The organism is Streptomyces sp. B5E4, assembly GCF_039871555.1.
In the GTDB taxonomy this organism is placed as follows: Bacteria; Actinomycetota; Actinomycetes; order Streptomycetales; family Streptomycetaceae; genus Streptomyces.
Genome location: NZ_JBDPMI010000008.1, coordinates 245522 through 272012, shown reverse-complemented (window position 1 = coordinate 272012; position 26491 = coordinate 245522). Strand labels below are relative to the sequence as shown.

24 protein-coding genes are annotated in these 26491 nt (G+C 74.3%); 21 read left to right on the top strand and 3 right to left on the bottom strand.

The window, feature by feature from the left end; all coding sequences use genetic code 11:
* Window positions 1–28: 28 nt before the first annotated feature.
* On the top strand, window positions 29–1519 hold the full coding sequence (locus tag ABGA99_RS14145; protein WP_347577545.1) for an FAD-dependent monooxygenase: 1491 nt from the start codon (window positions 29–31) through the stop codon (window positions 1517–1519).
* A gap of 266 nt (window positions 1520–1785) precedes the next feature.
* Here the strand turns inward: ABGA99_RS14145 and ABGA99_RS14140 are convergent, their stop codons facing one another.
* A complete protein-coding gene (locus tag ABGA99_RS14140) occupies window positions 1786–2502 on the bottom strand; it encodes a gamma-glutamyl-gamma-aminobutyrate hydrolase family protein (RefSeq protein WP_347577544.1) in 717 nt (238 codons plus the stop codon).
* Between the two features lie 402 nt (window positions 2503–2904).
* Between ABGA99_RS14140 and ABGA99_RS14135 the strand changes: the two genes are divergently transcribed.
* From ABGA99_RS14135 to ABGA99_RS14105, 7 genes are all read left to right on the top strand, one after another.
* Window positions 2905–3234: a 4Fe-4S dicluster-binding protein gene (locus tag ABGA99_RS14135; RefSeq protein ID WP_347577543.1), complete on the top strand. Its 330-nt coding sequence runs from the start codon at window positions 2905–2907 to the stop codon at window positions 3232–3234.
* On the top strand, window positions 3231–5189 hold the full coding sequence (locus ABGA99_RS14130) for a hypothetical protein (protein ID WP_347582749.1): 1959 nt from the start codon (window positions 3231–3233) through the stop codon (window positions 5187–5189). Before ABGA99_RS14135 ends, ABGA99_RS14130 begins: the two co-directional genes overlap by 4 nt.
* Complete coding sequence (locus ABGA99_RS14125) at window positions 5186–6613, top strand: amidase (RefSeq protein WP_347577541.1); 1428 nt, start codon at window positions 5186–5188, stop codon at window positions 6611–6613. The genes ABGA99_RS14130 and ABGA99_RS14125 overlap by 4 nt, the downstream gene beginning before the upstream one ends.
* A 3-nt stretch (window positions 6614–6616) precedes the next feature.
* Entirely contained in the window at window positions 6617–8116 is a 1500-nt protein-coding gene (locus ABGA99_RS14120) for a glutamine synthetase family protein (RefSeq protein ID WP_347577540.1), read from the top strand.
* A gap of 49 nt (window positions 8117–8165) precedes the next feature.
* Complete coding sequence (purB, locus tag ABGA99_RS14115; protein ID WP_347577539.1) at window positions 8166–9455, top strand: adenylosuccinate lyase; 1290 nt, start codon at window positions 8166–8168, stop codon at window positions 9453–9455.
* Window positions 9439–9843 (top strand): GNAT family N-acetyltransferase, encoded by a 405-nt coding sequence (locus tag ABGA99_RS14110; RefSeq protein WP_347577538.1) that lies wholly within the window; start codon window positions 9439–9441, stop codon window positions 9841–9843. The genes purB and ABGA99_RS14110 overlap by 17 nt, the downstream gene beginning before the upstream one ends.
* A 68-nt stretch (window positions 9844–9911) precedes the next feature.
* Complete coding sequence (locus ABGA99_RS14105) at window positions 9912–10706, top strand: response regulator transcription factor (RefSeq protein ID WP_347582748.1); 795 nt, start codon at window positions 9912–9914, stop codon at window positions 10704–10706.
* A 45-nt stretch (window positions 10707–10751) separates the two neighbouring features.
* Here the strand turns inward: ABGA99_RS14105 and ABGA99_RS14100 are convergent, their stop codons facing one another.
* Window positions 10752–11783: a ParB N-terminal domain-containing protein gene (locus tag ABGA99_RS14100; RefSeq protein ID WP_347577536.1), complete on the bottom strand. Its 1032-nt coding sequence runs from the start codon at window positions 11781–11783 to the stop codon at window positions 10752–10754.
* A 682-nt stretch (window positions 11784–12465) separates the two neighbouring features.
* Between ABGA99_RS14100 and ABGA99_RS14095 the strand changes: the two genes are divergently transcribed.
* Window positions 12466–12924 carry a carboxymuconolactone decarboxylase family protein gene (locus ABGA99_RS14095; RefSeq protein WP_347582747.1) on the top strand — a complete coding sequence of 153 codons (459 nt, stop codon included), beginning with the start codon at window positions 12466–12468 and terminating at the stop codon, window positions 12922–12924.
* A gap of 32 nt (window positions 12925–12956) precedes the next feature.
* Here ABGA99_RS14095 and ABGA99_RS14090 read toward each other — a convergent pair whose 3' ends face one another.
* Window positions 12957–13727 carry a methyltransferase gene (locus ABGA99_RS14090; RefSeq protein WP_347582746.1) on the bottom strand — a complete coding sequence of 257 codons (771 nt, stop codon included), beginning with the start codon at window positions 13725–13727 and terminating at the stop codon, window positions 12957–12959.
* Window positions 13728–14291: 564 nt separating this feature from the next.
* Here ABGA99_RS14090 and ABGA99_RS14085 point away from each other — a divergent pair.
* From ABGA99_RS14085 to ABGA99_RS14030, 12 genes are all read left to right on the top strand, one after another.
* The gene (locus tag ABGA99_RS14085; RefSeq protein ID WP_347577533.1) at window positions 14292–15407 is read left to right on the top strand and encodes a ScyD/ScyE family protein; all 1116 of its coding nucleotides are present in this window, start codon (window positions 14292–14294) and stop codon (window positions 15405–15407) included.
* A 67-nt stretch (window positions 15408–15474) separates the two neighbouring features.
* On the top strand, window positions 15475–16194 hold the full coding sequence (locus ABGA99_RS14080; protein ID WP_347582745.1) for a ScbR family autoregulator-binding transcription factor: 720 nt from the start codon (window positions 15475–15477) through the stop codon (window positions 16192–16194).
* Complete coding sequence (locus ABGA99_RS14075) at window positions 16191–16838, top strand: NAD(P)H-binding protein (protein WP_347582744.1); 648 nt, start codon at window positions 16191–16193, stop codon at window positions 16836–16838. Before ABGA99_RS14080 ends, ABGA99_RS14075 begins: the two co-directional genes overlap by 4 nt.
* Before the next feature lie 356 nt (window positions 16839–17194).
* The gene (locus ABGA99_RS14070; RefSeq protein WP_347577530.1) at window positions 17195–18052 is read left to right on the top strand and encodes a DMT family transporter; all 858 of its coding nucleotides are present in this window, start codon (window positions 17195–17197) and stop codon (window positions 18050–18052) included.
* A gap of 163 nt (window positions 18053–18215) precedes the next feature.
* The gene (locus ABGA99_RS14065; protein WP_347577529.1) at window positions 18216–19055 is read left to right on the top strand and encodes an alpha/beta hydrolase; all 840 of its coding nucleotides are present in this window, start codon (window positions 18216–18218) and stop codon (window positions 19053–19055) included.
* Between the two features lie 62 nt (window positions 19056–19117).
* Window positions 19118–21034 (top strand): SMI1/KNR4 family protein, encoded by a 1917-nt coding sequence (locus ABGA99_RS14060; protein WP_347582743.1) that lies wholly within the window; start codon window positions 19118–19120, stop codon window positions 21032–21034.
* Window positions 21035–21135: 101 nt separating this feature from the next.
* The gene (locus tag ABGA99_RS14055; RefSeq protein ID WP_347577582.1) at window positions 21136–21498 is read left to right on the top strand and encodes an NADH-quinone oxidoreductase subunit A; all 363 of its coding nucleotides are present in this window, start codon (window positions 21136–21138) and stop codon (window positions 21496–21498) included.
* Window positions 21489–22766, top strand: a complete 1278-nt coding sequence (locus ABGA99_RS14050) for a hypothetical protein (protein ID WP_347577527.1) — start codon at window positions 21489–21491, stop codon at window positions 22764–22766. The genes ABGA99_RS14055 and ABGA99_RS14050 overlap by 10 nt, the downstream gene beginning before the upstream one ends.
* Complete coding sequence (locus ABGA99_RS14045) at window positions 22759–23694, top strand: NADH-quinone oxidoreductase subunit H (protein WP_347577526.1); 936 nt, start codon at window positions 22759–22761, stop codon at window positions 23692–23694. Before ABGA99_RS14050 ends, ABGA99_RS14045 begins: the two co-directional genes overlap by 8 nt.
* Window positions 23695–23723: 29 nt before the next feature.
* On the top strand, window positions 23724–24287 hold the full coding sequence (locus ABGA99_RS14040) for an NADH-quinone oxidoreductase subunit J (protein ID WP_347577525.1): 564 nt from the start codon (window positions 23724–23726) through the stop codon (window positions 24285–24287).
* Window positions 24284–24589, top strand: coding sequence for an NADH-quinone oxidoreductase subunit NuoK (gene nuoK / locus ABGA99_RS14035; RefSeq protein ID WP_347577524.1), 306 nt, complete (start codon window positions 24284–24286; stop codon window positions 24587–24589). The genes ABGA99_RS14040 and nuoK overlap by 4 nt, the downstream gene beginning before the upstream one ends.
* Window positions 24586–26487 (top strand): proton-conducting transporter membrane subunit, encoded by a 1902-nt coding sequence (locus ABGA99_RS14030; RefSeq protein WP_347582742.1) that lies wholly within the window; start codon window positions 24586–24588, stop codon window positions 26485–26487. The genes nuoK and ABGA99_RS14030 overlap by 4 nt, the downstream gene beginning before the upstream one ends.
* The last annotated feature ends 4 nt before the right edge of the window (window positions 26488–26491 follow it).

The window sequence follows — 26491 nt, the reverse complement described above, 5'->3', positions numbered from 1 at the left end:
GATTTCTTCGTCCGTTACAGGGAGTGACATGACCAAAGGCGTGATCGTCGTCGGTGCCGGTCCCGTCGGGCTGATGCTCGCCGGTGAACTCCGGCTCGGTGGCGTGGAGGTGACCGTCTACGACAGACTGCCCGGACCGAGCGGGGAGTCACGCGGTGTCGGATTCACCCGGCGCGCCGCCGAGGTGTTCGACCAGCGTGGGCTCCTGGAGCGCTTCGGCGACGTCGAATGGGCCCAGGGCCACTTCGGTGGCGTGCGGATCGACTTCGGCAAGCTGGAGGACAACCACTTCAGCGTCCGGGGCATCCCCCAGTTCCGGACCGAGGAGATCCTGGAAAGGTGGCTGGGCGAGCTCGGCGTGCCGGTCCTGCGCCGGCACGAGGTGCACGGCTTCCGCGAGACGCCGGACGGGGTGATCGTGGAGTGGGAGGGGCCCGAGGGGCGCGGCGAGGACGCCGCCCGGTACCTGGTGGGGTGCGACGGCGCCCGGAGCCTGGTCCGGCGGCTCGCCGGGATCGACTTCGTCGGCTGGGATGCGACACGCGGTATGTACATGGCCGACCTGGTGGGAGCCGGGGTCCGCCAGCGGCCGATCGGCGAGAAGGTAGCGGGCGGCATGGTGATGGCGTTCAACCTGGAGAACGGGGTGGACCGCATCGTCATCCACGACGAGAAGCTGCGCCCGCCGGAGGACAAGAGCGCTCTGCGGTTCACCGAGATCGCCGACGCCTGGCAGCGCATGACCGGCGAGTCTCTGCATCACGCGGAGGTCCGCTGGATCAGCTCCTTCACCGATACCACCCGCCAGGCCGAGCACTACCGCAGCGGCCGGATCTTCCTGGTGGGCGACGCCACGCATATCCACATGCCCGCCGGTGCCCAGGGCATGAGCGTCGGGGTGCAGGACGCCGTCAACCTGGGGTGGAAACTGGCCGCGGCGATCAACGGCTGGGCACCCGAGGGGCTCCTCGACACGTTCGAGAGCGAACGCCACCCTGTGGGCCGGAATCTGATGCGGAACACCCGCGCCCAGACCCAGCTCTATCTCACCGACGACACCATGGAGCCGCTGCGGGTCGTCATGCGGGAACTCGTCCAGCTCCCCGAGATCGCGCGGCACCTGGCCGGCATGGTCAGTGGCGTGGACATCCGGTACGACTCGGGCCCCGGCGACCATCCGCTGCTCGGCCTGCGGATGCCTCCCGACGCCGAGCTGTTGTTACCGGACGGCACCCGCCGTCGTATCGCCGACCTCCTGCGCCCCGCGCGCGGCGTCCTCGTCCTCACCGACCGGTCCGCCCTGCCGCGCGATGTGGCTGCCGCATGGTCGGACCGCGTCGACACCGTCACCGGCTCCTGGGCCGACGACGCCGACGGCGCGGGCGGCAAGGCCCCCGAGGCGGTGCTGCTGCGCCCCGACGGCCACGTGGCATGGGCGGCTCCGGATTCCGTCCCCCCGCAGCAGGCCGTCGAACGCTGGTTCGGCGCCCCCGGGGTGGTCGGCGCCGGCCGGGCGTGACCGCACCAGGACCGCCCGGCCATCGGCGAATTCACTTCCGGAAAACGGTCACATTCTCGTCCTTCGGTTCGCCGGAACGGCAAGGCCGGCGGAATCGGCGTCGCCGACGCCACGTCGACCAACGGTGAATCCCCCGTCCCGCTGAGCGCGGGCGGTGGCCCCGGTTCCCCGGCCTTTTCCGGGCAGCGTACCGCCCGGGTATCCGCGCCTCACCGCGAAAGGACCCGGGCGGTACGTACATCTTTCGGCAGCCTCCCGCGGCACGTTCAGACCGGCGCCCCGGACTTCACCTTCTTCTCCGCGGCCTCGATGAACGCCCGGAACAGCGGCGCGGTGTCCTCTCCCAGTTCGCCGTGCGCTTGAAGCCCCACCAGGAACGGTGCCGAAGGGTCAGCGGCCTCCGCCCCCTCGATCACCCCGTCATCGGACCACGCCGTCGCCACCAGCCCGGCACCGAGCCCGTCCAGCCCCTGGTGGTGGTGGCAGTACACCGTCGGCGACGGCCCCAGCGCCGACCCGAGCACCGAGTCCGGCCGCACCCGGATCGTCCGCGGCTCGTACTGCCCCGGAACCGCCGGCGAGTGCTCGGGCAAATGCTGGTTCAGCCGGCCGCCGCGAGAGACGGAGATCAGCTGGAGGCCCCGGCACACCGCCAGAACCGGAATGCCCCGCCGTTCGGCGACCGCGAACGCCGCCGACTCCGCGGCATCCCGTGCCCGATGCGGGGGGAACGTGAACCGGCCCGGCTCCTGCCCGTACAGCGCCGGGTCCAGGTCCGCGCCTCCGCTCATCAGCAGCGCGTCCACCCGTTCCATCACCGGCCCGACCGCCTCCACAACCGGCGGCACCAGGATCGGAGCCCCACCCGCTACCGCCACCTTGTCCAGGTACGCCTGCGGCAGCAGCGACACCGCCACGTCACCCCAGATGTTCCAGTTCACTGTCGTCGCATCGGCGGTCACCGCCACCACGGGTCGCGTCATCGCGCTGTGACTCCTCTCGTCGCTTGAATCGCGCCGACCGGGCACCTCGCGCGCCCCGCACGGCTGACCCGCGCAGTGCACCGCACCGTGCTGGAATCACGGTCGAATCCCACCCGGACCGGTGGGCAGCGCGGGCGCGCGTGGCTGAGGGGGGCTCCCGCGTGCGTAGGCCCCTGGCCTCGTACGTCACCCCCCGGGCCCGGGGCGTCGGCGCGGAGTCCAGCAGACCACCAGCCGCGCTCAGGGGGTGGTCGAGACCGTCCGGCGAGCATCGGCACCGCGGCACCTCACGTGCCCCGTACCACCTCTCAGATCTCCCGGGCTGGCAGCGCCGCCAGCGACATCCGGACTGCGGAGCCTCCCGCCGCGGTCGCACCCCGCTGACTCGAAGGGTGACCACCCGTGAACGACGACAACGCACCGGCCGCCGACGCCGAGCGCACCGAGCGGATCTCCACGCGGTCCCGCGCCGCCAACTGGAAGAAGCCCCCGCGGCGTATCGAGACGTCGGAGTGCATCACCTGCGACAGCTGCCTGCGGAGCTGCCCCGAGGAGTTCGGCGCCATCTTCGACCGCGGCCTCGACGTCGTGATCGTCCCGGAGCTGTGCTCCGGCTGCCCCGTGTGCGTACTGGAGTGCCCGGTCGACTGCATCTACGTCGACGAGGACTGGGCGCCGACGGACGACTCGATGTGGAGTCACATCGAGGTGACCCCGGTGAGCGCCCCGTGACCGCCCCCGCGCCCCGCGACGGGTCGCGCGAAACGCGCCGGGCCGCCAACGCCCGCAAGCGCATCAGCCGCCGCCCCAGCCGCCTCGGCAGCCCGGCCGGCGCCACGCCCAAGCCCGACCGCGAGCGGGAGCCGGGCGCCGGTTTCACCGGGCTGCTGGAGCGCGCCTGGGAGCGGGCGCGGCAGGCCGAAGGCCCGCGCGCCGCGGCCGGCCTCCTGCTCACCCTCGACGGACACGTGCCCGCCGAGGTGCAGTTGCGGGCGCTCGGCACCGCCGAGGAGGCCGCGTTCCGGGCGTTGTGGGGCCTCACCTGGCGTACGGGCGAGACCGCTGTGGACCGGACCGGTGATGACGCGGCGGACCCGGACGCGGACGACGAGCCGGTCTTCACCGGCGAGTTGGCGCTCTCCCGCAGCGGCCGGGTGGTCGTACGGGCCCCCTCGCAGCCCCCGCTGCGCCAGCAGGACCTGGTCGGCGGCTCCCTGCGGGTGCCGTGGTCCCGCCGGGCCGTGCGGAGCTACCAGCGCGAGCTGGACGCCGCCACCGCCCGGCGCGCCGACGCGGTCGCGCACTGCCGCGCCTGGCTCGCGGAGCAGGGCGAGGCGGGCCGCGACGACCTGCTCGACCTGGCCACGGAAGCGGCCCTGCGCACGGCGCCGTTCGTCCTGTACCAGGAGGAGAAGCAGTACACGAACTTCCGCGACCAGAACAACATCACCGGCAAGACCCTCTTCCCCGGACACCCCGACTGCGCGCTGAGCAGCCTGCGGGGCCTGCCGCTCGTGCTCTGGTCCGACCACGACGTACAGCTCCTGGTCTGCCTCGTCCTCCTCATCCGCTCGGCCGGACCCGGCCGGGTCGAGGAGGCCAACGGCACGCAGCTCAGCCTCGACCACGTCGCCGCCATGCTGGAGCGGGTCAGGTGCGGCTACGCCGCCGCCCCCGGCGGCCACTCCATCCCGCCCGCCGCGGCACCGGACGTCGCGGCGCTCGACACGCTCGCCACGACGCTCGGCACCGTCCGCAAGGCGTTCCCCGGCCGGGTCCAGCTCTACCGCGAGATCCACGGCGCCCTCATGCACAAGATCGAGCGCGTCGCCGCCCCGCCGGCGGAGCGGGCACGGCGCTACGAGGAGGACATCTGCGCCCGCCTCACCGAGCGGCTGCCGCTCGCCGGCGGCACCTTCGAGGCGCTGGCGCACGCCGCCGCCGAGGCGCCGGAGTGGCTGGCGCGGCCGCACGGCGCGTTCGGCAGCGGCCTGGAGTCGCTGGTGTACGAGACCGTCGCGGCGAGCGCGGAGGTGTTCCGTACGGACTTCGCGATGAGCCGCGGGATGCGGTCGCTGCCCACGCTCGTCGCACGGCTGCGGGCGGAGGACTGGGCGGAGATCTGCGGCTGGGACATCACCAGGTACTTCTGCTGCGTGGTGCCCGCGCCGGAGGCGCGCCGGCACTTCGGCGACTCGGCCACCGCGATGGCCGACGCGGCGTGGGCGATGTCGTCGCGCATGCAGTACAACTCCTGGCACTTCATCGCGGGCAACCTGCCGCGTACCGGGGAGGTCCTGGCCCGCGACCACTTCGTGCCGCCCACCATCCCCGACGTCGCGTTCTTCTCCGACCAGCACCACCACGGCCATGTCACCAACAAGGTCCGCTTCTCCATCCGTTCGCCGCAGGCCGTCGAGGTCGCGGGGCGGCGGTTCAACGGGTTCGTGGACCTGCGGCTGCTGCGCTGCGACGGCACCCCCTTCGACGAGCAGGACCTGCTCGCCGCGCACCGGGTGTCCGATCTCGTCGGCCGGGTGACCGGGCTCGCCGCCGAACTGGCCGCCGCCGGGGAGCCGGTGGAGGTCACGGCGTTCGACTCCGCCTGGCACCGGGCCGCGATCGCGGGGCCCTCCGCCGCCGCCCGGACCGCCGGGGGCGCCGGCAGAGCGACCGGTCGCTCGTGACGGCGGGGCAGAGCGCGGGGCCCGCTTCCGGGCCCGCCCGGCTCAGGGAACTGCTGGTCACCCGCGAACTCACCGCGGAGCGGCACGTACGGACCGTGCTGGACGCCATCCACGCCGACAGCAGCGGCGCGTACGTCGCCGTCGCGGGCGAGGGCGCGCTGCGCGCGGCCCGCAAGGCGGACGCGCTGATCCGCGAACGGGGCGCCGCCGCCTGGCGGGAGCGGCCCCTGCTCGGGGTGACCGTCTCCGTGAAGGACCTGCTGCAGACCGGCGACCTGCCCACCGGCCGCGGCTCGCTCCTCCCCAACACCCGCCCGCCGGAGGACACGCCCGCCGTGGCGCGGCTGCGCGCGGCCGGCGCGGTCGTCGTCGGCAAGACCGCGACGTCGGAGTACGGCTGGAGCGCGAGCACCGTGGGCCGCACCGGCCCGCCCGTGCGCAATCCGTACGACCCCCGGCGCACCGCGGGCGGCTCCAGCGGCGGCGCCGCCGCGGCGGTGGCGACCGGGCTGTGCGACGGTGCGCTCGGCACGGACGGCGCGGGCTCGGTCCGTATCCCCGCGGCGTTCTGCGGCGTCGTCGGCTACAAGCCCTCCTACGGCCGCATCCCCTACGTCCCCGGCAGCATCGAGCGGCTGTCGCACCAGGGCACGCTGGCCCGCCGCGTCGAGGACGCCGCCGCCCTGGCCGCCGTCGCCGCCGGCCCGCACCCGTACGACCCGGACTCCGCCCTCGGCTCCCTCGACCCGGAGCGCGGCGCGCGGCGCCTGCGCGTCGGCTGGGTGGAGTACGAGCGGACCGGCGCCGGCGTCCGCGAGGTCACCGAGCGGGCGCTGGCGGCGTTCGCCGGCCGCGGGCACCGGGTGGAGCGGATCGAGGTGCGCTGCGACGGGCTGTATCCGGCGCTGGTCGACATCCTCGCCGTCGCCGAGGCGGCCACCACCGGTCCGGAGGACGAGGAACTGTGCGACCCGGGCCGCCTGGAGGTGGTCCGGCACGGCCGCACCCTCAGCGGCACCGCGGTGATCCGGGCCGAGGAGGTGCGCCACGCGCTGCGGACGAAGCTGCGGTCGGTGATGGACCGCTACGACGTTCTGGCGATGGCCACCGTGCCCGTCGAGCCGTTCGACGCCGGTGCCATCGCGCCCGCGTGGGCCGCCGACCCGCGCGACCTGCTGTGGCTCGCCTGGTCCCCGGCCACCTACCCGTTCAACATGACCGGCCAGCCGGCCGTCTCCGTCCCGGCGGGTCTCACCCCCGCCGGGCTGCCCGCCGGGGTACAGGTGGTCGGGCCCGTGGGCGCCGACGCGCTGGTGCTCGCGACCGCCGCGCGGCTGGAGACCGACCTCGGCGTGCTGCCGGCCCCGTGGGCGGCGCAGCCGCCACCCGCCCCCGCCGCCCTGCCCGTCGTCGAGAGGATCTGAACCGTGTACTCCAGAAAGTGGCGCTCGCCGTCGGGCGAGGAGAGCGTGGGGCGGCCGTCGTTCGTCGCCGACCACGACCTGTGGACCGACGAGCAGCGCGCCGTCGCCGAACGCATCGAGGCCGAGCTGGGCCAGCTCGAACTGGTCCGCCTCTGCTACGGCGACCCGCACGGGCTCGTCCGGTCCAAGACCCTGACCGCGTCGGCGTTCCGCTCCGTGCTCCGCCACGGTATGAACTTCAGCCCCGGCCCGTTCCTCTTCGACACCGGGCACGCCGTCGCCGTCGACTTCCTCGGCGACCCCGGCATCGGCGTCGAGGAGATCGCGGGCGCCGGGAACTTCATCCTCGTGCCCGACCCGCTGACGTTCCAGGTGCTGCCCGGCTCCGAGCCGCGCACCGCCTGGGTCATCGGCGACGAGTACCTGCGCGAGGGCAGCCCGCACCCGCTGTCGTCCCGCGCCGTGCTGCGCGCCGTCGAGAAGCGGTACGCGGCACGCGGCCTCGACCCGCTCCTCGGGCTGGAGGTGGAGTGGTACCTCACCCGGCGGCTCGACGACGAGCCGGGCAACGAGGGCAACGGCTTCGGCACCCAGGGCCGGGCGCCGCGGGTCGCGGCAGTCAACGCGGGCTACCAGTTCAACCTGGACGTCCGCTACGACTCCGTCGCCGCCGTCGCCGACCCGCTGGCGCAGTGCCTCACCGCGCTCGGCCTGCCGCTGCGCTCGATGGAGCACGAGTCGGGACCCGGCCAGGTCGAGACGACGTTCGCCCCGATGTCGCCGCTCGACACCGCCGACGCCATGCTGCTGTTCCGTACGGTCACCAAGCGGCTGGCCGCCCGCCGCGGCTACCACGCCTCGTTCATGTCGCTGCCGAAGCTGGCCTCCTTCGACCCCAGCGGCTGGCATCTGCACCAGTCGCTACGGGAGTCGGCCACCGGCCGCAACCTGTTCGGCGCCGAGGGGCTCTCCGGCGGGCTGTCCCCGGAGGGCAAGGCGTACACCGACGGCCTGCTGTCCTGGGCGCGGGAGCTGTTCCTGCTCTCGGTGCCCACCGTCAACGGCTACCGGCGCCTTGCCTCCGCCCACACCCTGGCCCCGACGCGGATCGGGCTGAGCGTGGAGGACCGCACCGCGATGCTGCGGGTGGCCGGCGGCGGTGCCAACGCCCGCATCGAGAACCGCATGGGCGAGCCGTGCGCCAACCCGCACCTGAACATTGCCGCGCAGCTCTTCGCCGGACTGGCCGGGCTTGAGGGCGCCGGCGCCGACGGCACGCCCGCGGACCCCGGCGCCGACCTCGTGCCGCAGTCGCTGCGCGAGTCGTTCGAGGCGTTCCGCGCGGGCCGGGCGGAGCAGTTGCTCGGCGCCCCGCTGACGGCCTGTCTCACGCGGCTGAAGGAGAGCGAACTCGACCGCTTCGAGACGTGGTGCGCGGCGACCGGGGCGCCGGCCGGCGAGGTCACCGACTGGGAGCAGCGCGAGTACTTCGAGGCGTACTGAATCCGAGGCGCACGGAAACCGGGGCGCACGACGACGGGACGGGTGACAGATGATTCCTCGCTACACGCTGCCGGACATGGGGCGGCTCTTCTCCGATCAGGCACGGTACGAGACCTGGGTGCGGGTCGAGATCCTCGCCTCCGAGGCGCAGGCTCGGCTCGGCCGCGTCCCCGCCGGGGTGGTCGAGGACATGCGCCGGGCGCCGGTGCCCGCCGCCGCGCGGGTCGCGGAGCTGGAGCAGGAGCGCGACCACGAGGTGCTCTCCTTCCTCGCCGCCTACTGCGAGGCACTGCCCGACGCCTCGGCCCGCTGGGTGCACCTCGGCATGACCAGCTACGACCTGGTGGACACCGCGCTCGGCCACACTCTGGCCGTCGCCTGCGACCTGCTGACCGGAGCCGCCCGGGAGCTGCGGCGCACGCTCGTCGGCCGTGCGCTGGAGCACTGGGACACGGCGATGATCGGCCGCACCCACGGGGTGCACGCCGAGCCCACCACCTTCGGGCACAAGCTGGCCGGCTTCGCCTTCGGCGTGGACCGCTCGCTGCGCCGGCTGGCGGCGGCGCGTGACGCGGTGGCGGTCGGCACGATCTCGGGCTCCGTCGGTACGTACGCGCTCATCGACCCGGCGGTGGAGGCGCACGTCTGCGCGGCCCTCGGGCTCGGTGTGGAGGACTGCCCCAGCCAGGTCGTCGCCCGCGACCGGCACGCCCAGTTGCTCCAGGCCGTCGCCGCCCTCGGCGCCTGCGTGGAGCAACTCGCCCTGGAGCTGCGGCTGCTGCAGCGCACCGAAGTCGCGGAGGTGGAGGAGGGCAGGTCCGCGGCGTACCAGGGCTCCAGCGCCATGCCGCACAAGCGCAACCCGACCACCAGCGAGCGGCTGTGCGGCCTCGCGCGGCTGCTGCGCGGCCACGCCACCGCCGCCCTGGAGAACGTCCCGCTCTGGCACGAGCGGGACCTCGCCCACCAGTCCGTCGAGCGGGTGATCCTGCCCGACAGCCTGACCGTGGCGCACTTCCAGGCGACGAAGGCCGCCGAGCTCGTCGCCTCACTGAGGGTGCACCCCGAGCGGATGCGCGCCCACATCGACCAGACCGCCGGCCTCGTGCACAGCTCCGCGGTCCTCGCCGAGCTGCTGACCGACGACGGCGCCGAGCGCGAGCGCGCGTACCGCGCCGTGCAGCGGGCCGCCGACCGTACGGTGGCCACCGGGGAACACTTCGGCGACACCCTGGCCGGCGAGGGCATCACCGTCGGCGAGCTGCGCCCGGAGCGCTTCCTGACCCGTCACGACCTGATCCGCGACCGATTGGAGAAGCTCGGTGCACTGGAAGACTGAACGCGCCGCCGGCGCCTCGCTGGACCTCGACGACGTACTGGCGGTCTACCGGGACTCCGGGCTCGGCGAGCGGCGCCCGGTCGACGACCGGGCGCGGATGGCCACGATGGTGCGCGAGGCCAACCTCGTGGTCGTCGCGCGCGACGAGGAAGGCGCGCTCATCGGCCTCGCGCGCAGCGTCTCCGACTTCGCCTACGTCACGTACCTCTCCGACATCGCCGTCGTCCGCGCCCACCAGCGCTCCGGCGTGGGCCGCGCGCTCATCGACGCCACCATGGCGGAGGCCCCGGCGGCCAAGCTCGTCCTGCTGTCCGCGCCCGCCGCCCGGGACTACTACCCGCACATCGGCTTCACCAGGCACGACTCCGCATGGGTGCGCAGCACGTAACCACCGCGTGCGGCGCCGCGCCCGCGGCCCGTCCGACCCACCCGCCGAGCACACCACACGGGGGAGGCATGACTCAGATGACGTCGCAGGTGCTGCCCGACCTACGCCCGCCGGTGACCCGGCCCACCGCGCCCGGGGGCCCGACGGACGCCGGGCCTTCCGGCGCGGGAGCCGGGGGAGCCGCGCCGGCCGCGGGGCCAGCGGGCCGGCGCATCCTGGTGGTCGACGGGGACCCCGACACGGGCGAGTCGCTGATGGCCCAGCTCCGCCGCTACGGGCACGAGCCGGTGGGGGCGAAGCAGGGCGGCGCCGCGCTGCGGGCGCACCAGGACACGGAGATGGTGCTCCTCGACCTCGAACTCCCCGACCTCGACGGCCTGGAGGTGTGCCGGGGCATCCGCGCGGTGAGCCACGTGCCCATCATCATCGTCACGGGCCGGGAATCCGAACTCGACTGCGTGCTCGGGCTCCAGGCCGGCGCGGACGACTACGTCACCAAGCCGTACGGGATGCGCGAGCTGATGGCCCGCATCGAAGCGGTGCTGCGCCGCTCCCGGTGGCAGCAGCCCGCGACCGGCCGGCACATCCGGCACGGCAGGCTGCGCATCGACGTCGGCTCCCGCGAGGTCACCGTCGGCGGTACGGAGGTCGCGCTCACCCGCAAGGAGTTCGACCTGCTGTGCCTGCTCGCGTCCCACCCGGACACGGTCATCCCGCGCAAGCAGCTCCTGCAGCGGGTCTGGGGCGACTCGTGGTCGCGGCGCACGGTCGACACGCACGTCAGCAGCCTGCGCGGCAAGCTCGGCGGCAGCGGCTGGGTGGTGACCGTCCGCGGGGTGGGGTTCAAGCTGGGCCACGCGTGACGGCACGCGCCGGGCGGCGCGTGCCGTCGGGGCTTTCGGGGGCGGTCAGCGTACGGCGCCGACCGCCCCCGCTTCACGGCCCGCGCCCAGCTCGCCCGCCAGGTCGCGCCACAGGCCGGCGTAGCCCCGCAGCAGCTCGGCGAGTTGCTCCTTGCAGTGCGGCGGCAGGTTCACGGTGATCTTCTCGCGGTCCCGCGCGATGAGATGGCAGGCGTCGAGCATGCGCAGGACCGTACGGCCCGTCTCCGTCATCCGCAGCGACGGGTCGCGGCACAGCGAGTCGAAGATGACGAACAGCTCCCCGGGCGACAGCGCCGGCACCGGCGGCGGCGCCGGCTCGCGGGCCGGCTGCTGGGCCGCGGGCGGCTCCCGCTGCCCCACCGGTACGGGGTCGTCGCCGCGGCGCAGCCGGTCGCGTACGTCGGCGACGGTCGCCGGCGAGATCCCGGCGCGCCGGGCGATCGACCGCAGCGACGCCCCCGGCTCCTCGCCGAGCAGCCGCGCCGCCAGTTCCCGGCCCGGCGCGGAACGGAACGGCCGGCGCCTGCCGTCGAGCCCGATCCGGGGCGCGTCGTGCGGCTGCCCCTTGGCGCGGCCGCGGAGCTCGGCGACCGTCCGCGCGGACAGTCCGGCGACGGCCGCCACGGAGCGGTCCGACCACTGCGGCCGGGCGGTCAGGGTGCGCAGCGCGGAGGCGATGCGGTCGTCCCGCGACAGGGGCAGCCCCTGCGCCACGTTCATCGCGACCGCCAGCAGCCGCGCGTCGCTCTCCGAGCCGTCGAAGAACCGCGTGTCGATGTACGCGGCGCCGTTGAGCCGGGCGGCCCGCAGCCGGTGCCGGCCGTCGATCACGGCCATCCGCCCGCGGTGCACCAGAATGGGCGGCAGCTCCGCCTCCACCTCGGAGAGCGCCCGCGCGTAGCCCGCGTCCACACCCGCGGCGCGCGGGCTGAACGTGACCACCAGACTGGCCACGGGCACCCTCTCGACCGGCAGGTCGCGGACGGCCTCGCGCAGCGCGAGCAGGGTGTCGGAGCCGTCCGCCCGCCCGGTGCGCACGATCTGATTGATGAGCACAGACTCCTCCAGTGGCAGTCGGGGTCCGGCGGCGCGGCCCGTGCACGAGGACGGGACCGCTGTCCCGACTCGAAGGCTGCCAGGGCGATCTGACGGCCCGCTGACACGCCGCTGACACGGCGCCGGGGCCCTGCCCGGGACCGGCCGCCGCGCGATCCGTACGCGAGCCGGCCTTGGCTGGACTGCCGCTGCTCCCGTTCCGGGGAACGCACGTCCAGAGCCGGCGGAGACCGTGGTCGCCCGCCGCAGGGGCCCTCGCCGTCGGCGTCGCCGCCGGGAGCACCGCGCTCACGGGCGCGGGGCCGATCCCGCTCGCCGACGCGACGAACCCGGGCCGCGTCCGACGCGACGAGGTACCGGCCGTTCATCGGCGCGACACGGGTCCGCCAGGAGTGGCCGTTGATCTCGACGACCACCGGCGGCCGCCGGCCCGCCCCGAAACCGTCGACCACCTCGCCCGGCACCTCGAACCCGGTCGCGTTGCCGGCGGGCTCGATCATCGTGCGGAACCTCATCGTCGCTCTCCGTCCCGGGGTGAAGGTGCCGCGGGCGCGCCGCCGCCGTCACACTCTTCCACTGCCGGTCGTCATGGAGATGACGGATGGCACCCGGCCGACGTGACAGCGCCTCGGCGCGCCCGGCCCGGCCGTCCCGACCTTCCGGCGCGACAGCGAGGAGCGAGATGCACGCGCGAATAGCCAGCCCCACGGCCGCGGTCCCCGGTGCCGTACCGGCGCTGCGGGCGCTGGGAGAGGCCCTGAAGCGGTCCGGGGTCCCCCAGAGCACCCTGCTGCTCGTCTACCTGCGCACCAGCCAGGTCAACGGGGCGAGCTGGAACGTCGACCGGCACGCCGCCGAGATGCGCGCCGCGGGGGAGTCCCCCGAACGGATCTCCGCCGTCGCCGCCTGGCGCGACACCCCGTACTACAGCGACGCCGAACGGGCCGCGCTGCTCCTGGCGGAGAGCGCCGCCCGCCTCGGCGACCGGCCGGACGCGGTGCCCGACTCCGTCTGGCACGAAGCCGCCCGCCACTTCGACGAGAGCCAGCTCGCCACCCTCGTCCTCGCCTCGGGCTTCTGCAACCTGTGGCACCGGGTCGTCGCGTCCACCCGCCGGCCGGCCGGGCAGCGGCCGGGATGAGCGCCGGCACCCCGCCGGCGCCCGGAGCGGGCTCAGATCCGGCTCGCCTCCACGACGGAGATGGCCGCCGGCGTCTGCACCACGCGCTCCACCTTCAGCCCCGCCTGCGCCAGCAGTTCCCCGTACAGCGCCTCGGTCCGCTCCCGGCCGCCGACGAGCAGCATCAGCCACAGGTCGACGAGCTTGCCCGCGTGCGGTGCGTTGCGCTTGTCCGGCAGCACCATCTCCATGATGAGCACGCGGCCGCCGGGGTTCATCGCCTTCCGCACGTTGGTGAGGATCTCCACGGCCTGGGGTTCCGGCCAGTCGTGCACGATGTGCTTGAGGACGTACGCATCCCCGCCCTCCGGCACCGGGTCGAAGAGGCCTCCGTCCGCGATCGTGCACCGGTCGGCGACGCCCTCCTTCTCCAGGAAGGCGGCCGCGCCGTTCTCCCCGACCCGGGGGTCGGACAGCACGCCGCGGGCCTTGGGCGACTTGTGCAGCACCCCGGCGAGGAAGTCGCCGCGGCCGCCGCAGAAGTCGACGACGGTCCGGAAGCGGGAGAAGTCGTACGCGGCGAGCAGCGGATCGGTCTCCGTCGCCGACATCGAGCCCATGCCGCGGATGAACACACCCCCGTACTCGGGATTCTCCTCCAGGTACTCGAACGCGCCCATGCCGCGGAGCTTCGGCAGGCTCGGCTCTCCGGTGCGTACCGCCTCGGCGAAATGCGCCCAGTCCTCCCAGTGCGTGGGGTGGCCCATCAGCAGGGCGATGCCGTTCATCGACATCGGCGCGTCCGGCAGCAGCGCGCGGGCCATCGGGGTGAGTTCGAACCGGCCGTCCTTGCGCTCGTGGAAGATCCCGTACGTCGCGAGGAGGCGCAGCAGCCGGCGCAGCGACTCGGCGTCGGTCTCCGTCTTCTCGGCGAGCCGCCCACCGGCAGCGGCCCGTCCGCCAGCGCCTCCGCGACCCGCAGTTCCGCGGCCGCGTAGATCGCCTGGGAGACCATGGCGCCCTGCGCCAGCTCCAGCAGCGCGAACGGCGGCGGCGCCATCTTGCGGGTCAGTGACTGCAGCGCGGAGCGAATCCCTTCGATGAAGCGGACGACACGAGCGGGGGGCAGCGGTGGCATCGGATTCCTCCGTAAGGCGAGTTCCCGTCTTTCCCGGATTCGCCGACGGTAGGCCAGCGGACCGCCGACTGCCATGTGTCCAATTCCGGTACGAAAACGGAGCCCGGCTTGAGTGCCACTCGCATACACGGGGGTTGTCCAACTGCGCCCGCTGCGCAGTCGAACAGCGCACGACGTCATACCGCGGCAGTGTTTATGGTGTCGCGGATTGCCCATAACAAGCCCGCGCCGTGCGGCAAGAAGGAGTGACATGTCGAGCAAGGACCGGAAGTGGAAGAGGGCTGTCCTGTCCGCCGGCGTGCTGGGCGGTGTCACCGCGGTGACGCTGCCGGCGCCCGCGGTCGCCGACGCGACCGAGCCGGCGATCGAGGTCGTGGCCGGTGAGCTGAACAACCCGCGCGGGCTGCACGTGGACCGCCACGGGCGGATACTCGTCGCCGAGTCCGGCAAGGGCAAGGCGGGCTGCGAGGCCGGCAAGCAGTGCGTCGGCGCCAGCGGTTCGATCTACCGCATCGACGGCCTGAAGAAGGGCCGCGTCGTCAGCGGACTGCCGTCCCTGGCCGCCGGCGTCGCCGACCCGCAGCAGCCCGTCGCGGCCACCGGACCCGTCGACGTGGAGCCCGGTGCCTTCGGCTACGTCGTCCTCAACGGCGGCGGCGACACCAACGAGTTCCGCGCGGCACTCGGCGCCGAGGGCAAGCACCTCGGCACCCTGCGGCACTCCGCCGGCCGCACCGTCGCCGACCTTGTCGACTACGAGACGCGGATGGACCCCGACTGGGTGCTCGGCGAGCCGTCCACCCCGAGCGAGCCCTCGTCCGTGCAGAGCAACGCCTGGCGGCTGGCCAAGACCCACAAGGGCGGCTACCTGGCGACGGACGCGGCGGGCAACGACCTGCTGGGCATCTCCGCGTTCGGCTCGATACATGCCGAGGCCGTCCTCCCCGGCACCACCGTGAACGGCCAGCTCGCCGAGGCCGTACCCGGCGGTGTCGTCGAGACCCGGGACGGCACCGTCTACGTCTCCGACATGGGCGCCCTCAAGCCCGGCGCGGCCCGTATCTGGAAGATCGCACCCGGCCACCGCCCCGTGGTGTTCGCCGAGGGCCTGACCGCCGTCAGCGACCTCGCCCTGGACAAGTCCGGCGACCTCGTCGCGCTCACGCTCACCGCCGGCTACGCGGCCGACGGCCCCGGGCCCGGCGCGATCAACGTGATCGACACCGGCACCGGCGACGTCACCCCGGTCGAGACCGGCGACCGGCTGAAGATGTCCTCGGGCGTCGCCGTCGGCCCGGACGACGAGATCTACGTGACCAACAACTCGGTCGGGACCGGCGGCGAGGTGCTCAGGATCACCCGCTGACCGCCGCCGGACGTCCGGCACCGGCCGACCGGTCGGTGACGGACCCCCTCCGCTCCCGGCCATTACCATGGAGCGGCTTTCTGAAGAACACCTGGTCGAGTCGGTGAGGTCCATGGCGGGAGTGCGGCAGGCGCGGGCGATGCGGACCCGCCAGGCGATCATCACGGTGGCCGCCGAGGTCTTCGACGAATACGGCTACGACAGCGCCAGCCTCAGCCGGATCGTGCAGCGCGCGGGCACCACCATGGGCGGTCTGTACTTCCACTTCGAGTCCAAGCAGGCGCTGGCCAAGGCCGTCCTCGCCGAGCAGGCCCCGGAGCAGTGGCTGCTCCTTCCGGGGGCCGGCGGGCTGCAGCAGGTCATCGACCTCACCATGCGCCTCGCCCACGAACTCCGCAGCAACGTCGTGCTCAGCGCAGGTCTGCGGCTGACGTGCGAGCGCAGCGGCCTGGAGAAGGACGGCGCGACCCTCCACCATCTGTGGACCGACCACCTCCGCAGCCAGATGGCAGCCGCCCGGGCGGCGTCGGAGCTGCTGGAGGAGGTCGACGAGGCGGAGTGCGCCCACATGCTGATGGGCGCGTACTTCGGCATCCAGGTGGTCTCGCAGGCGACGACGGGCCGCGCGGATCTGCCGGAGCGGGTGGCGGCGCTGTGGCGGTACCTGCTGCCGGGGATGGCGACGGCGGAGGCACGCGAGCGGCTGGAGATCCGCCCGTACCAGGGCGCGGCCGACCCGTCCGCGCCGGGATCTCCCACCCGTGCACCGCAAGAGGCGGAACGATGAAGCTCACGGTCCTGGGCGCCACGGGCGCCACGGGCCGGCTGGTGGTGCGCCGCGCCCTGGACGACGGCCACCGGGTCACCGCGGTGGTCCGCGACCCGGCCCGGCTGCCGGTGACCGGCGAAGGACTGGACGTCGCCACCCTCGCGGACGTCACCGACCCCGGGCCCCTGGCCGAGCTGTGCCGTGACCGCGACGCGGTGCTGTCCTGCCTGGGCCCCACCGCCCGCCGAGGCCCGGGTGTCCTCGCTGCCGCGGCCCGCGCGCTGATCCGCGCCGCGGCCGCCGCGGGCATGACCCGTGCGGTCGTCATCAGCGCCGCCCCGGTCGGCCCGCCGCCGCCGGACGAGGGGTTCTTCGGCAGGCGGCTCGTCTATCCCCTGGTACGGGCCGTGTTCAGGGACGTGTACACGGACTCGGCGGCGATGGAGCAGGAGTTGGCCCGCAGCACCCTGGACTGGACGGCACTGCGCCCGGGCCGCCTGACCAACGCCCCCGCCCGAGGCCACTACCGCCACCGCATCGGCTCCAACGTCCCCACCACGGCCTCACTGCCCCGCGCCGACCTGGCCCACGCCATGCTGGACCTGCTCCCGGCGGAGGCCACGAAGCGCCAGGTGGTGGGCGTAGGCCCGGCAAAGCCCTGACCGATCGGAAACGCGAGCCCGGAAGGAAGGCGCGGCGTGGAAGTCCCGACGCCTGAATTTCCGTAGGTGCGGGCGATTTTCATCGACGGCAACGAAGCCGCGTCATCGGACACTTCTCCAGCTTGCCGTAGGACATGACCAGGCTGGACGTTCGCCGCGCCACACCGCAGGGTGTGCACCGGCCACCGCGGTGGGCGACACCCACCGGTTCCCCACGGCTGTGCAGCGGTGGATCGGTGGGTGTCAGGGCGAGCCGGAGGGGCGTGGGGGGTGCCGGGGGGTACGGTCCGGACGTAGTGACGCAGATGCTCCCTGATCGGCAGGGCAGCCGGCACCTACCGCGCGGATTACCCGACATGCTCGTTCTCGCCGTGGCCTTCGCCGTCCTCGGTGCCGCCAGCAACGCCGCCGGCACGGCGTTCCAGCGCAAAGCCGCCGCCACCGTGCCGCAGGGCGGCGGTCTGCGGCTGCTCCTCGCGCTGGCGCGCAAGCCGGCGTGGCTCATCGGCATCGCCGCGGTCACCCTGGCGGCCGTCAGCCAGGCGGTGGCCCTGGCCAACGGGCCGTTGTCCCTGGTGCAGCCGGTCTTCATCCTGGAACTGCCCTTCGCCCTGCTGATCGGTACCTTCCTGCTGCACCGCCGCCTGCCCCGAGAAGGGTGGTGGGCCGTGGCCGCCGTGGTCGCCGGACTCGCGCTGGCGCTCGTCGCCGCCTCCCCGACCGGGGAACGGGACCTGGCGCCGATGACCCGCTGGATCCCCGCGCTGGCGGCCTGCCTGGGCGCCATGGCCGCCGCGGCCGTCATCAGCGTCCGCAGCACCTCCGGCCTGCTACGCGCCGTCATCCTCGGGGCAGCGGCCGCCGTGGGCAACGCCCTGACGGCCGCTCTGCTCAAGACCGCCACCTCCACCTTGATCCACGACGGCCTCCTCGCCTTCCTGACGACCTGGCAGACCTACGGCTTCATCCTGTGCGGGATCTCCGCCGTACTCCTCCTGGAGAACGCCCTGCAAGCCGGTTCCCTCGCCGCCTCCCAGCCGGCCCTCACCATCGGCGACGCCACCGTGAGTCTCGTCCTCGGGGTCTTCCTCTTCGGCGAGAGCATCCGTCTGGGCTGGTGGCTGCTCCCCGCCTGCGCCGGTGTCGCCGTCGTCCTGGCCGGCGTCCTCGCGCTGGTCCGCTCCGTCCCCAACGTCCGCGCCCTCACCGGCTGACCCCCCACCCGCGCGCAGCCTCCCCGCCCTCGGCTGCGACCGCGACCTGTGACGGCGGCGCGCGGCGCAACGATGAGTCCGCCCGGCACGATGCCCGAATAGTCTGAATCCGGCTGCGCGAAGGCATGCGCACACGCCGCTGCCGGAGAGATCGGACGGGACGATGGACCAGACCGCATCACCACCGGACACTGTCGTACTCATCCACGGCCTCTGGATGACGCCCCTGTCGTGGGAGCACTGGGTCACCCGGTACGAGCGGCGCGGCCTGAAGGTGATCACGCCCGGCTACCCGGGGATCGAGCCGGGCGAGGCCGGCGTCGACGCGCTGCGCCGTGACCCCTCGCCGCTGGCGGGGCTCGGAGTGCGTGAGGTCTTCGAACACCTGGCCGGGGTCGTGGCGGCGCTGGACACGAAGCCGGCCCTCATCGGCCACTCGTTCGGCGGCACCTTCGTGCAACTCCTCCTCGGCGCCGGGTACGGCGCGGTCGGTGTGTCCATCGACGGCGCGCCCGTCAAGGGGATCCGGGCGCTGCCGGTGAGCGAGATCAGGGCCCTCTTCCCGGTCCTGCACAACCCGGCGAACAAGAACCGCGCGGTGCCGATGACCGAGAAGCAGTTCCACCACGCGTTCACGAACAACCTGGGCGAGGAGGAGTCGAAGGCCGTCTACGACCGCTACGCGGTCCCCGTCTCCGGCCGGCTCCTCTTCCAGGGCGGCTTCGCCAACCTCGCGCCGCACGCCGCGACGGCCTACGACTTCGCCGACCGCGACCGGGCGCCCCTGCTGTTCATCGCCGGCGGCGACGACCGCATCCTGCCGCCGGCCGTGCAGCACGAGAACTACCGGAAGAACGAGAAGCACGGCGGCGCCATCGTCGCGTACCGGAAGTTCCCCGGCCGCAGCCACTACATCTGCGGCGAGGACGGCTGGGAAGAGGTCGCCGACTTCGCGCTCGACTGGGCGATCGAGCCCGCGCCCCTGCACATCGACCCGAGCTGAGCGCGACGGAGCAGGTCGACACCGGCGGCCGGTCTGTCAGTGCCGGGTGGCACGATCCGGGTATGAGCGGCGAGGGTTTCGACTGGCACGGATTCCTTGGGCGTTGGCAGGCGGAGTGGGTTCCGCGGGCCGACGAGGACGAGGACGAGGACGAGGACGAGGGCGGCGAGGAGGCCGTCTCCGTGCTGGGCCGGGCCGGGGCGGGGGAGGCGGTGATCGCCGCGGCCGAGGAGCGGTTGGGGCTGCGCCTGCCGGAGTCGTACCGGAAGTTCCTGGCCGTGAGCGACGGATGGCACGTCGACGAGACGGCCGGGGTCTATCGGCTCGGGGGTGCCGCGGACATCGACTGGTTCCGGGATCCGTACGACCTGAGCCCTCTGTACGAGGAGAACCTGGGCGACCGGCCGCGCCAGGAGGACGCGCTGCTGGCCGGGATGTGGCGGCGGGCCGTGCGGCTGGAGACGGACTCCGACATGTCGCACGCGCTGCTCGACCCGGGCGACGCCGGCCGGGACGGCGAGTGGGCGCTCTACGTCCACAAGGGCTGGAGCGGCGAACCGCCGGACCGTTACCCGTCGTTCCGCGCGTACATGGAGGCCATGTACCGCGATTTCCACCGCGACCGTGCTGAGCGGGCCGACTTCGTGAACGCGACGACCCGCGCCCAGGACGCCCGCGTCGAAGAGGCCCGCCGGCTGGCGCTGCGCGGGCGCTGCGAGGAGGCGCTGCCCCTGCTCGAAGAAGCGTCGTCCTACGGACGACCCCGGAGCGCCGTCCTGCTGAACCAGCTCCACCATGTGCGCGCCCCGCGGAGCACCCGGGATTACGGCGATCTCGTGGCCGACCCGCGATACCTGCCGGAATTGCTGCCCGTGCAGGCCGTGGAACCGGGACGCGGCGAATGGCGGCTGGGCGGGGACGACCACTGGCTCGGGATGATGGTCGCCCGCGGCGTCGAGCGGGAGACCGCCGAGGCGGTGCTGAGCGCGGTGCGGGACGGCACCCATCTCTACGCGCCTCCCGGCCCGTGGGGGCGGGCCGTCGCCGAGGCCCGGGAGGCGGCCCGCTGGGGGATGACCGACGAGGCGTGGCGGACGCTGCGTGGCGCCCTTCCGTCATGGAAGGCGCCGGGGCGCTCGCTGATCGCCCCGATCGGCCTGCTCGCCGACCCCGTCCTGGGGCCGCTGGTCACCCCCGAACGCGGGCGGGAGATTTTGGCGACGCCGCGGTCCGGAGAGAGCGGACCCGCCCCCGAGCCGGTGCCCGATCTCGACCCGCCGGGCCTCGCCTGGCTGGCGGAGCGCGCGGCGAAACCGCAGCCGCACGACGGATACCGCGGTGTCTGGGTCGAGGGGGCCGACCCCGCCGGCCTGCCCGCGCTGATCGGCGAGGAAGGGGCCGAGCTGAGCGCGCCCACGGATCCGCGCAGAGCGTCCCGGGACGCACCCGGGCCCCACGAGCGGGAGGGCGTGGAACTCTGGGAGGACCGGGCGGTGGTCGCCGTCGGCCGCACCGCCGAATCCTGGGCGTTCGCCTTCGAAGTCACCTCCCACCACCGTCTGAACGGCCGGTTCCGGTCCCCGGCCACGGCCGCCTCCGCGGCCGGCCGCGCGGTGGTGGTCTGGCGCGACCCGACGAGCCGGTCCGCGGAGGAGCAACCGACCGCCTTCCACCTGTCGGTGGCCGAACAGGGCGACGAGCTCTACGCGTTCACCGCGCGGGGTACGGAGTTCGAGCGTTCCGGCGCGATACCCGATGCCCTGGACCCCGCCCGGCTCTTCCGCCCGGAGGACACCGAGCAGGAGCGCGAAGCGCGCGTGCTGGCGGCCCTCCACACCGAACTCGGGCTCTCGCTCCCGCGCTTCGCACTCGACCAGGGCAGACTCCGCACCTTCACCACCCGGTCCTGGACCCGGGCACCCCGTGAGGGAGAGACGTTCGGCTACGCCTACGTCACCACGGGCCGGCCCCGGACCTGAGGGCTGCCCCGTCGGCGACCGTTGTGCCTATCCGTTGAAATGACGGCGCATCACCCTCTGTTGTCGGCCGTGGCGTCCCGCGGTGACGGTGTGTGTCGGGCATGATGCTCGGCGTGGCGGTATGGGAGCCGGTGGCGGTGCTGCTCGGCGTGGTGGTCGGCGGGGTCGCGGCTCTGCACGGGCTGGGAGCGTGGTTGCGGGGTGGGCAGGGGGCGCTGGAGCCGGGGCCGTTCAGCGGGGGACTGCCGCCTGAGGAGCACGCGTTCTCCCGGTTTCACGTGCGCTGGTATCCCGTGACGATGATCTTCCTGGCGTTCGACATGGAGATGCTCTTCATGTACCCGTGGGTGCGCGTGGTCAGTGAGATGGGCACGCCGGCCGTGGTCGAGATGTTCCTCTTCCTGGGCATCCTCGTCGCGGCCGTCGTCTACGCCCAGCGCGAGGGCGCGCTGCGGTGGGTCTGAGGGAAGCGCTGCGCCGCCTGGGGACCCGGCATCCCGCCGTGCTCCTGGCCGTGTGCCCCGGGAGTACGGAGACGCGGCTGGCGGTGGAGGCGGGGCTGCGGCAGCGTGGCTGGCCGGTGGCCGCGAGCCCCGCGGCGGCCAGCGGGCTGCTGGTCGTCGGGGCGGGCGGCGCCGGGACCGGGGAGTGGGTGGACACGCTCTGGCGGCAGATCCCGTACCCCAAGTCCCGGTCCGCCGTGGCCGGGGCGGACAGCGTCGGGACGGCGCTGGACGGGCTGCTGCGGACGGTGGCGGCGCCTGCCGCCGGTGGCGGCGGGGGAGCGGCCGGTCACGGGGGCCACCGTGGTCGGGAAGGCCCCAGCGGCCACGAGGGCGACCCCGGCCATGAGGCTCACCGGGGTCGCGAGAGCCGCGCCCCTCACGACGGTCATGACGCTCATGCCAGCCCCGATGGCCATGACGCCCACGAAGCGCATCCCCCTCACGCCGGCCCCGTCGCCGGGTTGCCCATGGCCGAACGTGCCGATGACCGCGACGGGCTCCGGCTCGACCGGCTGCACCTGCCGCTCGGGCCCGGACTCGCCGACTGGCCCGCCGGGCTCGTGCTCGACGTCGCCCTGCAAGGAGACGTCGTACAGCACGCCGAAGTGCGTACGGCCACGTGCTCCGAGGGCGGGCTGCCGTACTGGGACGAGCCGTGGCTGCGGGCCGCGCGAGGCGAGGACATCGTGCGCGGCGCCGCCCGGCGGCGGTGTGGTGCCGCGCACCTGGACAGCGTCGCGCGGCTGCTCGCGGTCTCCGGATGGCCCGATCCCGCCGCCCGCGCCCGCCGGTTGCGCGACGCCGTGCTCGACGGGGCGCCGGTGCGGGAGTGGGCTGCCGCCCTGGGGCGGCTCGGGCGGCGGGTGCGGCGGTCGCGGGTGCTGCGGCAGTCGACCGCCGGGCTCGGCGCGTTGCCCGCCGCGCGGGCGCGGCGGTTCGGGGTGACCGGTCCCGCGCTGGCGGCGGACGGTGACGCGTACGACCGGCTGCTCACCTGGCTCGACGAGGCCGCGCGCTGTGCCGCCGACGCCGACGACGCCCGGCCCCTCGGACCGTACGGCCGGGAGGGTCCGCGCGGCCGGCTCGACGGCCTGCGGCCGCCGTCGCAGGCGCTCCTGGACGTCCTGCCCGACCTGCTGATCGGTGCCGAGTTCACGTCCGCCCGGGTGATCGTGGCCAGCCTCGACCCCGACCTCGACGAGCTGGCGGTGGCCGTCCATGGCTGACACCGCGCCCGTGTGGGCCGTCGTGCTGCTGCCGTTCGCCCTCGCCGTCGCGGCGGCGTGCGTCGCCGGCTTCGACGCCGTGCTGGCCGCGGCGGCGGAGCGCGGCCGATCGGGGCGCCCCCTGCGTGCGGCGCCGGCGCCGCTTCGTGCGGGGCTGCGGCTTCTGGCCCAGCAGCCGCGGCGTACGACCGCGAACGATCCGTGGCTCGGCCGCATCGGGCTCACCCTCGTGCCCGTCGCCGCCGTGCTGGCCGGCGCCGTGCTCCCGTGGGGGTTTCGGGCCGTCACGGATCCGGTCGTGGGCGTGGTGTGGTTCAACGCGATGGAGGCGCTGGCGTGGGCTGCGGTGTGGCTGGCCGGCTGGGGGCCGAACTCGGCGCTCTCGCTGATCGGCGGCTACCGCTTCCTCGCCCAGGGCCTGACGTACGAGCTGCCGCACATGTTCGCGCTCACCACCGCCGCGCTGGGCGCGGAGTCGCTGCGGGTCGGCGAGGTGGTGGCGGCCCAGCGGGGGCTGTGGTTCGCGGTGTGGATGCCGGTGGCGTTCGCGGTGTTCCTGCTGAGCGCGCTGGCGATGGCCTTCTGGGGCCCGTTCGACCACCCCCTCGGGCGGGACGCGGCGGGCGGCGCGGCCGCGGAGTACGCGGGCGTGGACCGGCTGGTGCTGCTGGCCGGGCGGTGGCTGCTGCTGGTGGTCACCGCCGGGTTCAGTGTGCCGCTGTTCCTCGGCGGCGGGTACGGGCCGTGGCTGCCGGCGTGGGCGTGGACGCTGCTGAAGACGGCCGGCGTGCTCGGCCTGCTGGTGGCCGGGCGCCGGCTGCTGCCGACGCTGCGCATGGAGCGCTACCTGGAGTTCGCGCTCACGGTGCTCGTGCCGCTGACTCTGCTGCAGGCGCTGGTCGTCGCCGTCGTCGTCCTGAACCGATGAGGGACCGATGAGGAGAGGAGGCCGGACCCATGCCCGCTGACGCGGTGTTCTGGGCGCTCGCCGTGACGTCCGTGGCGAGCGGGGCGATGGTGTTCCGCTTCGACTCCATGGCCCGGGCGACGTACGCGCTGCTGCTGTCCCTGCTCTGCGTCGGCGGTCTGATCATCCGGCTCGGCCTCGACTACCTGGGCGTCGTCGTCATCCTCATGATGACGATCGAGATGTCCATCATGGCCGTGTTCATGGTGATGTTCATGATGAACCCGGCCGGGCTGCTGCCCATGTCGATGCTGCACAACGAGCGGGGCGCGGCGGCGATCAGCGCAGTCGTCTTCGCCCTGCTGGCGGCCGGCATCCTGCTCGCTCCCTGGCCGGGGCGGCGCGGAAGGCCCGACGACGACCCGACGATGGCCCTGGGCGAGTCGCTGATGGGCCCGCACATGCTGACGATGATGACGCTGGGCCTGGCCCTCTTCACCACCATCGTCGCCACCGTCGTGCTCGCCACCGGCCGCGGCCGGTACGACCGCTTCGGCGACGACCTGCGCGCCCGCCGCTCCGCCGATCCCGTACGCCCGGGGGCGCGCCGGTGACGCTGGAGCTGGTCCTGCTGGTGGCCGCCGCGCTGTTCAGCGTCGGGTTGTTCGGCGCCCTCTCGCAGCAGTCCGTCGTGATGCTGATGATGGGCCTGGAGCTGATGCTCGGCGGCGTCATCCTCGCCGCCGCCGCGGTCTGGCACTTCGTCGCGCCCGCCGCCACCGACGGGCAGGTGCTCGTCGTGCTGGCCATCACCGTGATGGCGGTGGAGATGGCCATCGGCTTCGCCGTGGTCACCGCCCTGTTCCGGACCCGCGAGGTCGACATGACCGACGACGCCGCGGAGTTGAAGGGGTGAGCGCGGCGCTGTGGGCGCTGGTCGTCGTGCCGCTCGCCGCCGGTGCGCTGCTCGCCGCGGTCGGGCGCGGAGCCGACCGGTACGCGCCCGCCGTCGCCGTCGCGGCTTCCGCCGCCACCCTCGCCCTGGCGGTGTACGCCGCCGCCGCCCGGGCGGCGGCGCAGGCGCCGCTGCTGGCGGGGCTGCCGTTCGGGCTCGGCGCGCACGGGCTGTCCGGGCTGATGGCGGTGACCGTCGCCGTCGTGACCCTGGCCGTGCTCGTCTTCAGCGCCGGCGACATGGGCGCCGGGCAGCCGCGCGCCCGCTTCTTCGGCCTCATGCTGCTGTTCGGCGGCGCCATGCTGGTCACCGTCACCGCCACGACCCTGCCGGCGCTGCTGATGGGCTGGGAGTTCATGGGCGCCACTTCCTGGGCGCTGATCGGCTTCCGGTGGCGCGATCCGGTACGGGCCGAGGCGGCGGGCGTCGCGTACGTGACGACCCGGGCCGCCGACCTGGGGCTGTACCTCGCCGCCGGTGCGGCCCTCGCGGGCGGTCAGGCGTCCGGTCTTGCGCTCGACCGGTTGCGCGAGGTGCCCGCCCCCTGGCTGCACCTGCTGACCGCGGGCGTCGTCGTCGCGGCGCTGGGCAAGTCCGCCCAACTGCCGTTCAGCTTCTGGCTGTCGCGGGCCATGCAGGGCCCGAGCCCCGTCTCGGCGCTGCTGCACTCCGCGACGATGGTCGTCGCCGGCGCGTATCTGCTGCTGCGGCTGCAGCCGCTGCTCGCCGCCTCCGGCTGGGGCGACGACGCCGTGGCCTGGACCGGCGCGGCCACCGCGCTCGCCCTCGGCCTGGTCGCGGTGGCGCAGCAGGACCTCAAGCAGCTCCTCGCCGCGTCCAGTTGCGCCCAGATCGGCTTCATGGTGCTCGCCGCGGGCGTGGGCGCGACCACCGGCGGCACTCTGCAACTCGTCGCGCACGCCGCGGCGAAGAGCCTGGCGTTCCTCGTGGCCGGCTTCTGGCTGGCCGCGCTCGGCGCCGGCACGCTGCCCGCGCTGCGCGGCGCCGCCCGGCGGAACCGGGTCGCGGGTGCGGCCTTCACCACGGCCGCCCTGAGCCTGGCCGGGGTGCCGCCGCTGTCGCTGTGGGCGGCGAAGGACGTGCTGCTGGCCGGGGCGCTGGAGCACAGCCCGGCGCTGTACGCGGCGGGCCTGGCCGCGGCCGTGGTCTCGGCGGTCTATGCCGTCAAGGCCCTGTGGTACGTATGGCGCCCGCCCGCACCTGCCCCCCTCCCGACCACCGCAACGGCGGCCGGCGGAGGCGGATCCGGGCCGACGGACCGTAGCCCCCGCACCCTCCCCGTGTCCGAGGCGCTGGCGTTCGCCGCGCTGGCCCTCGCCGTCGCCGCCCTCGCCGTCCTGGCCCTGCCCGGACCCCGTACCGCCGCCGCCGACCGGATCGGCGCCCGCGGCGAAGCCGCTCCGTACGCCTGGGAGTTCGCGCTGTCCGCCGCGCTCGCCCTCGCCGCGTCCGCCGCCGCCTGGACGTGGGGCGACCGCCGCAGCCCCCTGCCCGCGCGTGTCGTCGCCGCCGCCTCCGCCTGGCTCGGCCTGGAGGCCGCGGTCCGCGCCGTTCTCGTACGCCCCGTGCGGCGCCTCGCCGCCGCGCTGGCCGCCTTCGACGACCGGGTACTCGACCGCGGCGTCCGCGGCCTCGCCCGCGGCACCCTCCGGCTCGCCGGCGGCGTCGACCGCGGCGCGGAGACGGCCGTCGACCGCGCCGTCGAGGGCGTCGGGGCCCTGAGCCGCGCGCTGGGCCGCCTCGCCCGCCGCCCGCAGACCGGCCAGGTGCACACCTATCTCGCCCAGGCCGTCGCGGCCTTCACCGTCCTTGCCGCCGTCTTCGTCCTCGTGAGGTGACCGC

Coding starts and splice junctions, on each gene's coding strand:
- ABGA99_RS14065 (WP_347577529.1), top strand. CDS start 18,216: ATGGACCAGACCGCATCACCACCGGACACTGTCGTACTCATCCACGGC.
- ABGA99_RS14085 (WP_347577533.1), top strand. CDS start 14,292: ATGTCGAGCAAGGACCGGAAGTGGAAGAGGGCTGTCCTGTCCGCCGGC.
- ABGA99_RS14040 (WP_347577525.1), top strand. CDS start 23,724: ATGCCCGCTGACGCGGTGTTCTGGGCGCTCGCCGTGACGTCCGTGGCG.
- ABGA99_RS14070 (WP_347577530.1), top strand. CDS start 17,195: ATGCTCGTTCTCGCCGTGGCCTTCGCCGTCCTCGGTGCCGCCAGCAAC.
- purB (WP_347577539.1), top strand. CDS start 8,166: ATGATTCCTCGCTACACGCTGCCGGACATGGGGCGGCTCTTCTCCGAT.
- ABGA99_RS14045 (WP_347577526.1), top strand. CDS start 22,759: ATGGCTGACACCGCGCCCGTGTGGGCCGTCGTGCTGCTGCCGTTCGCC.
- ABGA99_RS14055 (WP_347577582.1), top strand. CDS start 21,136: ATGATGCTCGGCGTGGCGGTATGGGAGCCGGTGGCGGTGCTGCTCGGC.
- ABGA99_RS14145 (WP_347577545.1), top strand. CDS start 29: ATGACCAAAGGCGTGATCGTCGTCGGTGCCGGTCCCGTCGGGCTGATG.
- ABGA99_RS14090 (WP_347582746.1), bottom strand. CDS start 13,727: ATGGCCCGCGCGCTGCTGCCGGACGCGCCGATGTCGATGAACGGCATC.
- ABGA99_RS14060 (WP_347582743.1), top strand. CDS start 19,118: ATGAGCGGCGAGGGTTTCGACTGGCACGGATTCCTTGGGCGTTGGCAG.
- ABGA99_RS14075 (WP_347582744.1), top strand. CDS start 16,191: ATGAAGCTCACGGTCCTGGGCGCCACGGGCGCCACGGGCCGGCTGGTG.
- ABGA99_RS14080 (WP_347582745.1), top strand. CDS start 15,475: ATGGAGCGGCTTTCTGAAGAACACCTGGTCGAGTCGGTGAGGTCCATG.
- ABGA99_RS14105 (WP_347582748.1), top strand. CDS start 9,912: ATGACTCAGATGACGTCGCAGGTGCTGCCCGACCTACGCCCGCCGGTG.
- ABGA99_RS14140 (WP_347577544.1), bottom strand. CDS start 2,502: ATGACGCGACCCGTGGTGGCGGTGACCGCCGATGCGACGACAGTGAAC.
- ABGA99_RS14095 (WP_347582747.1), top strand. CDS start 12,466: ATGCACGCGCGAATAGCCAGCCCCACGGCCGCGGTCCCCGGTGCCGTA.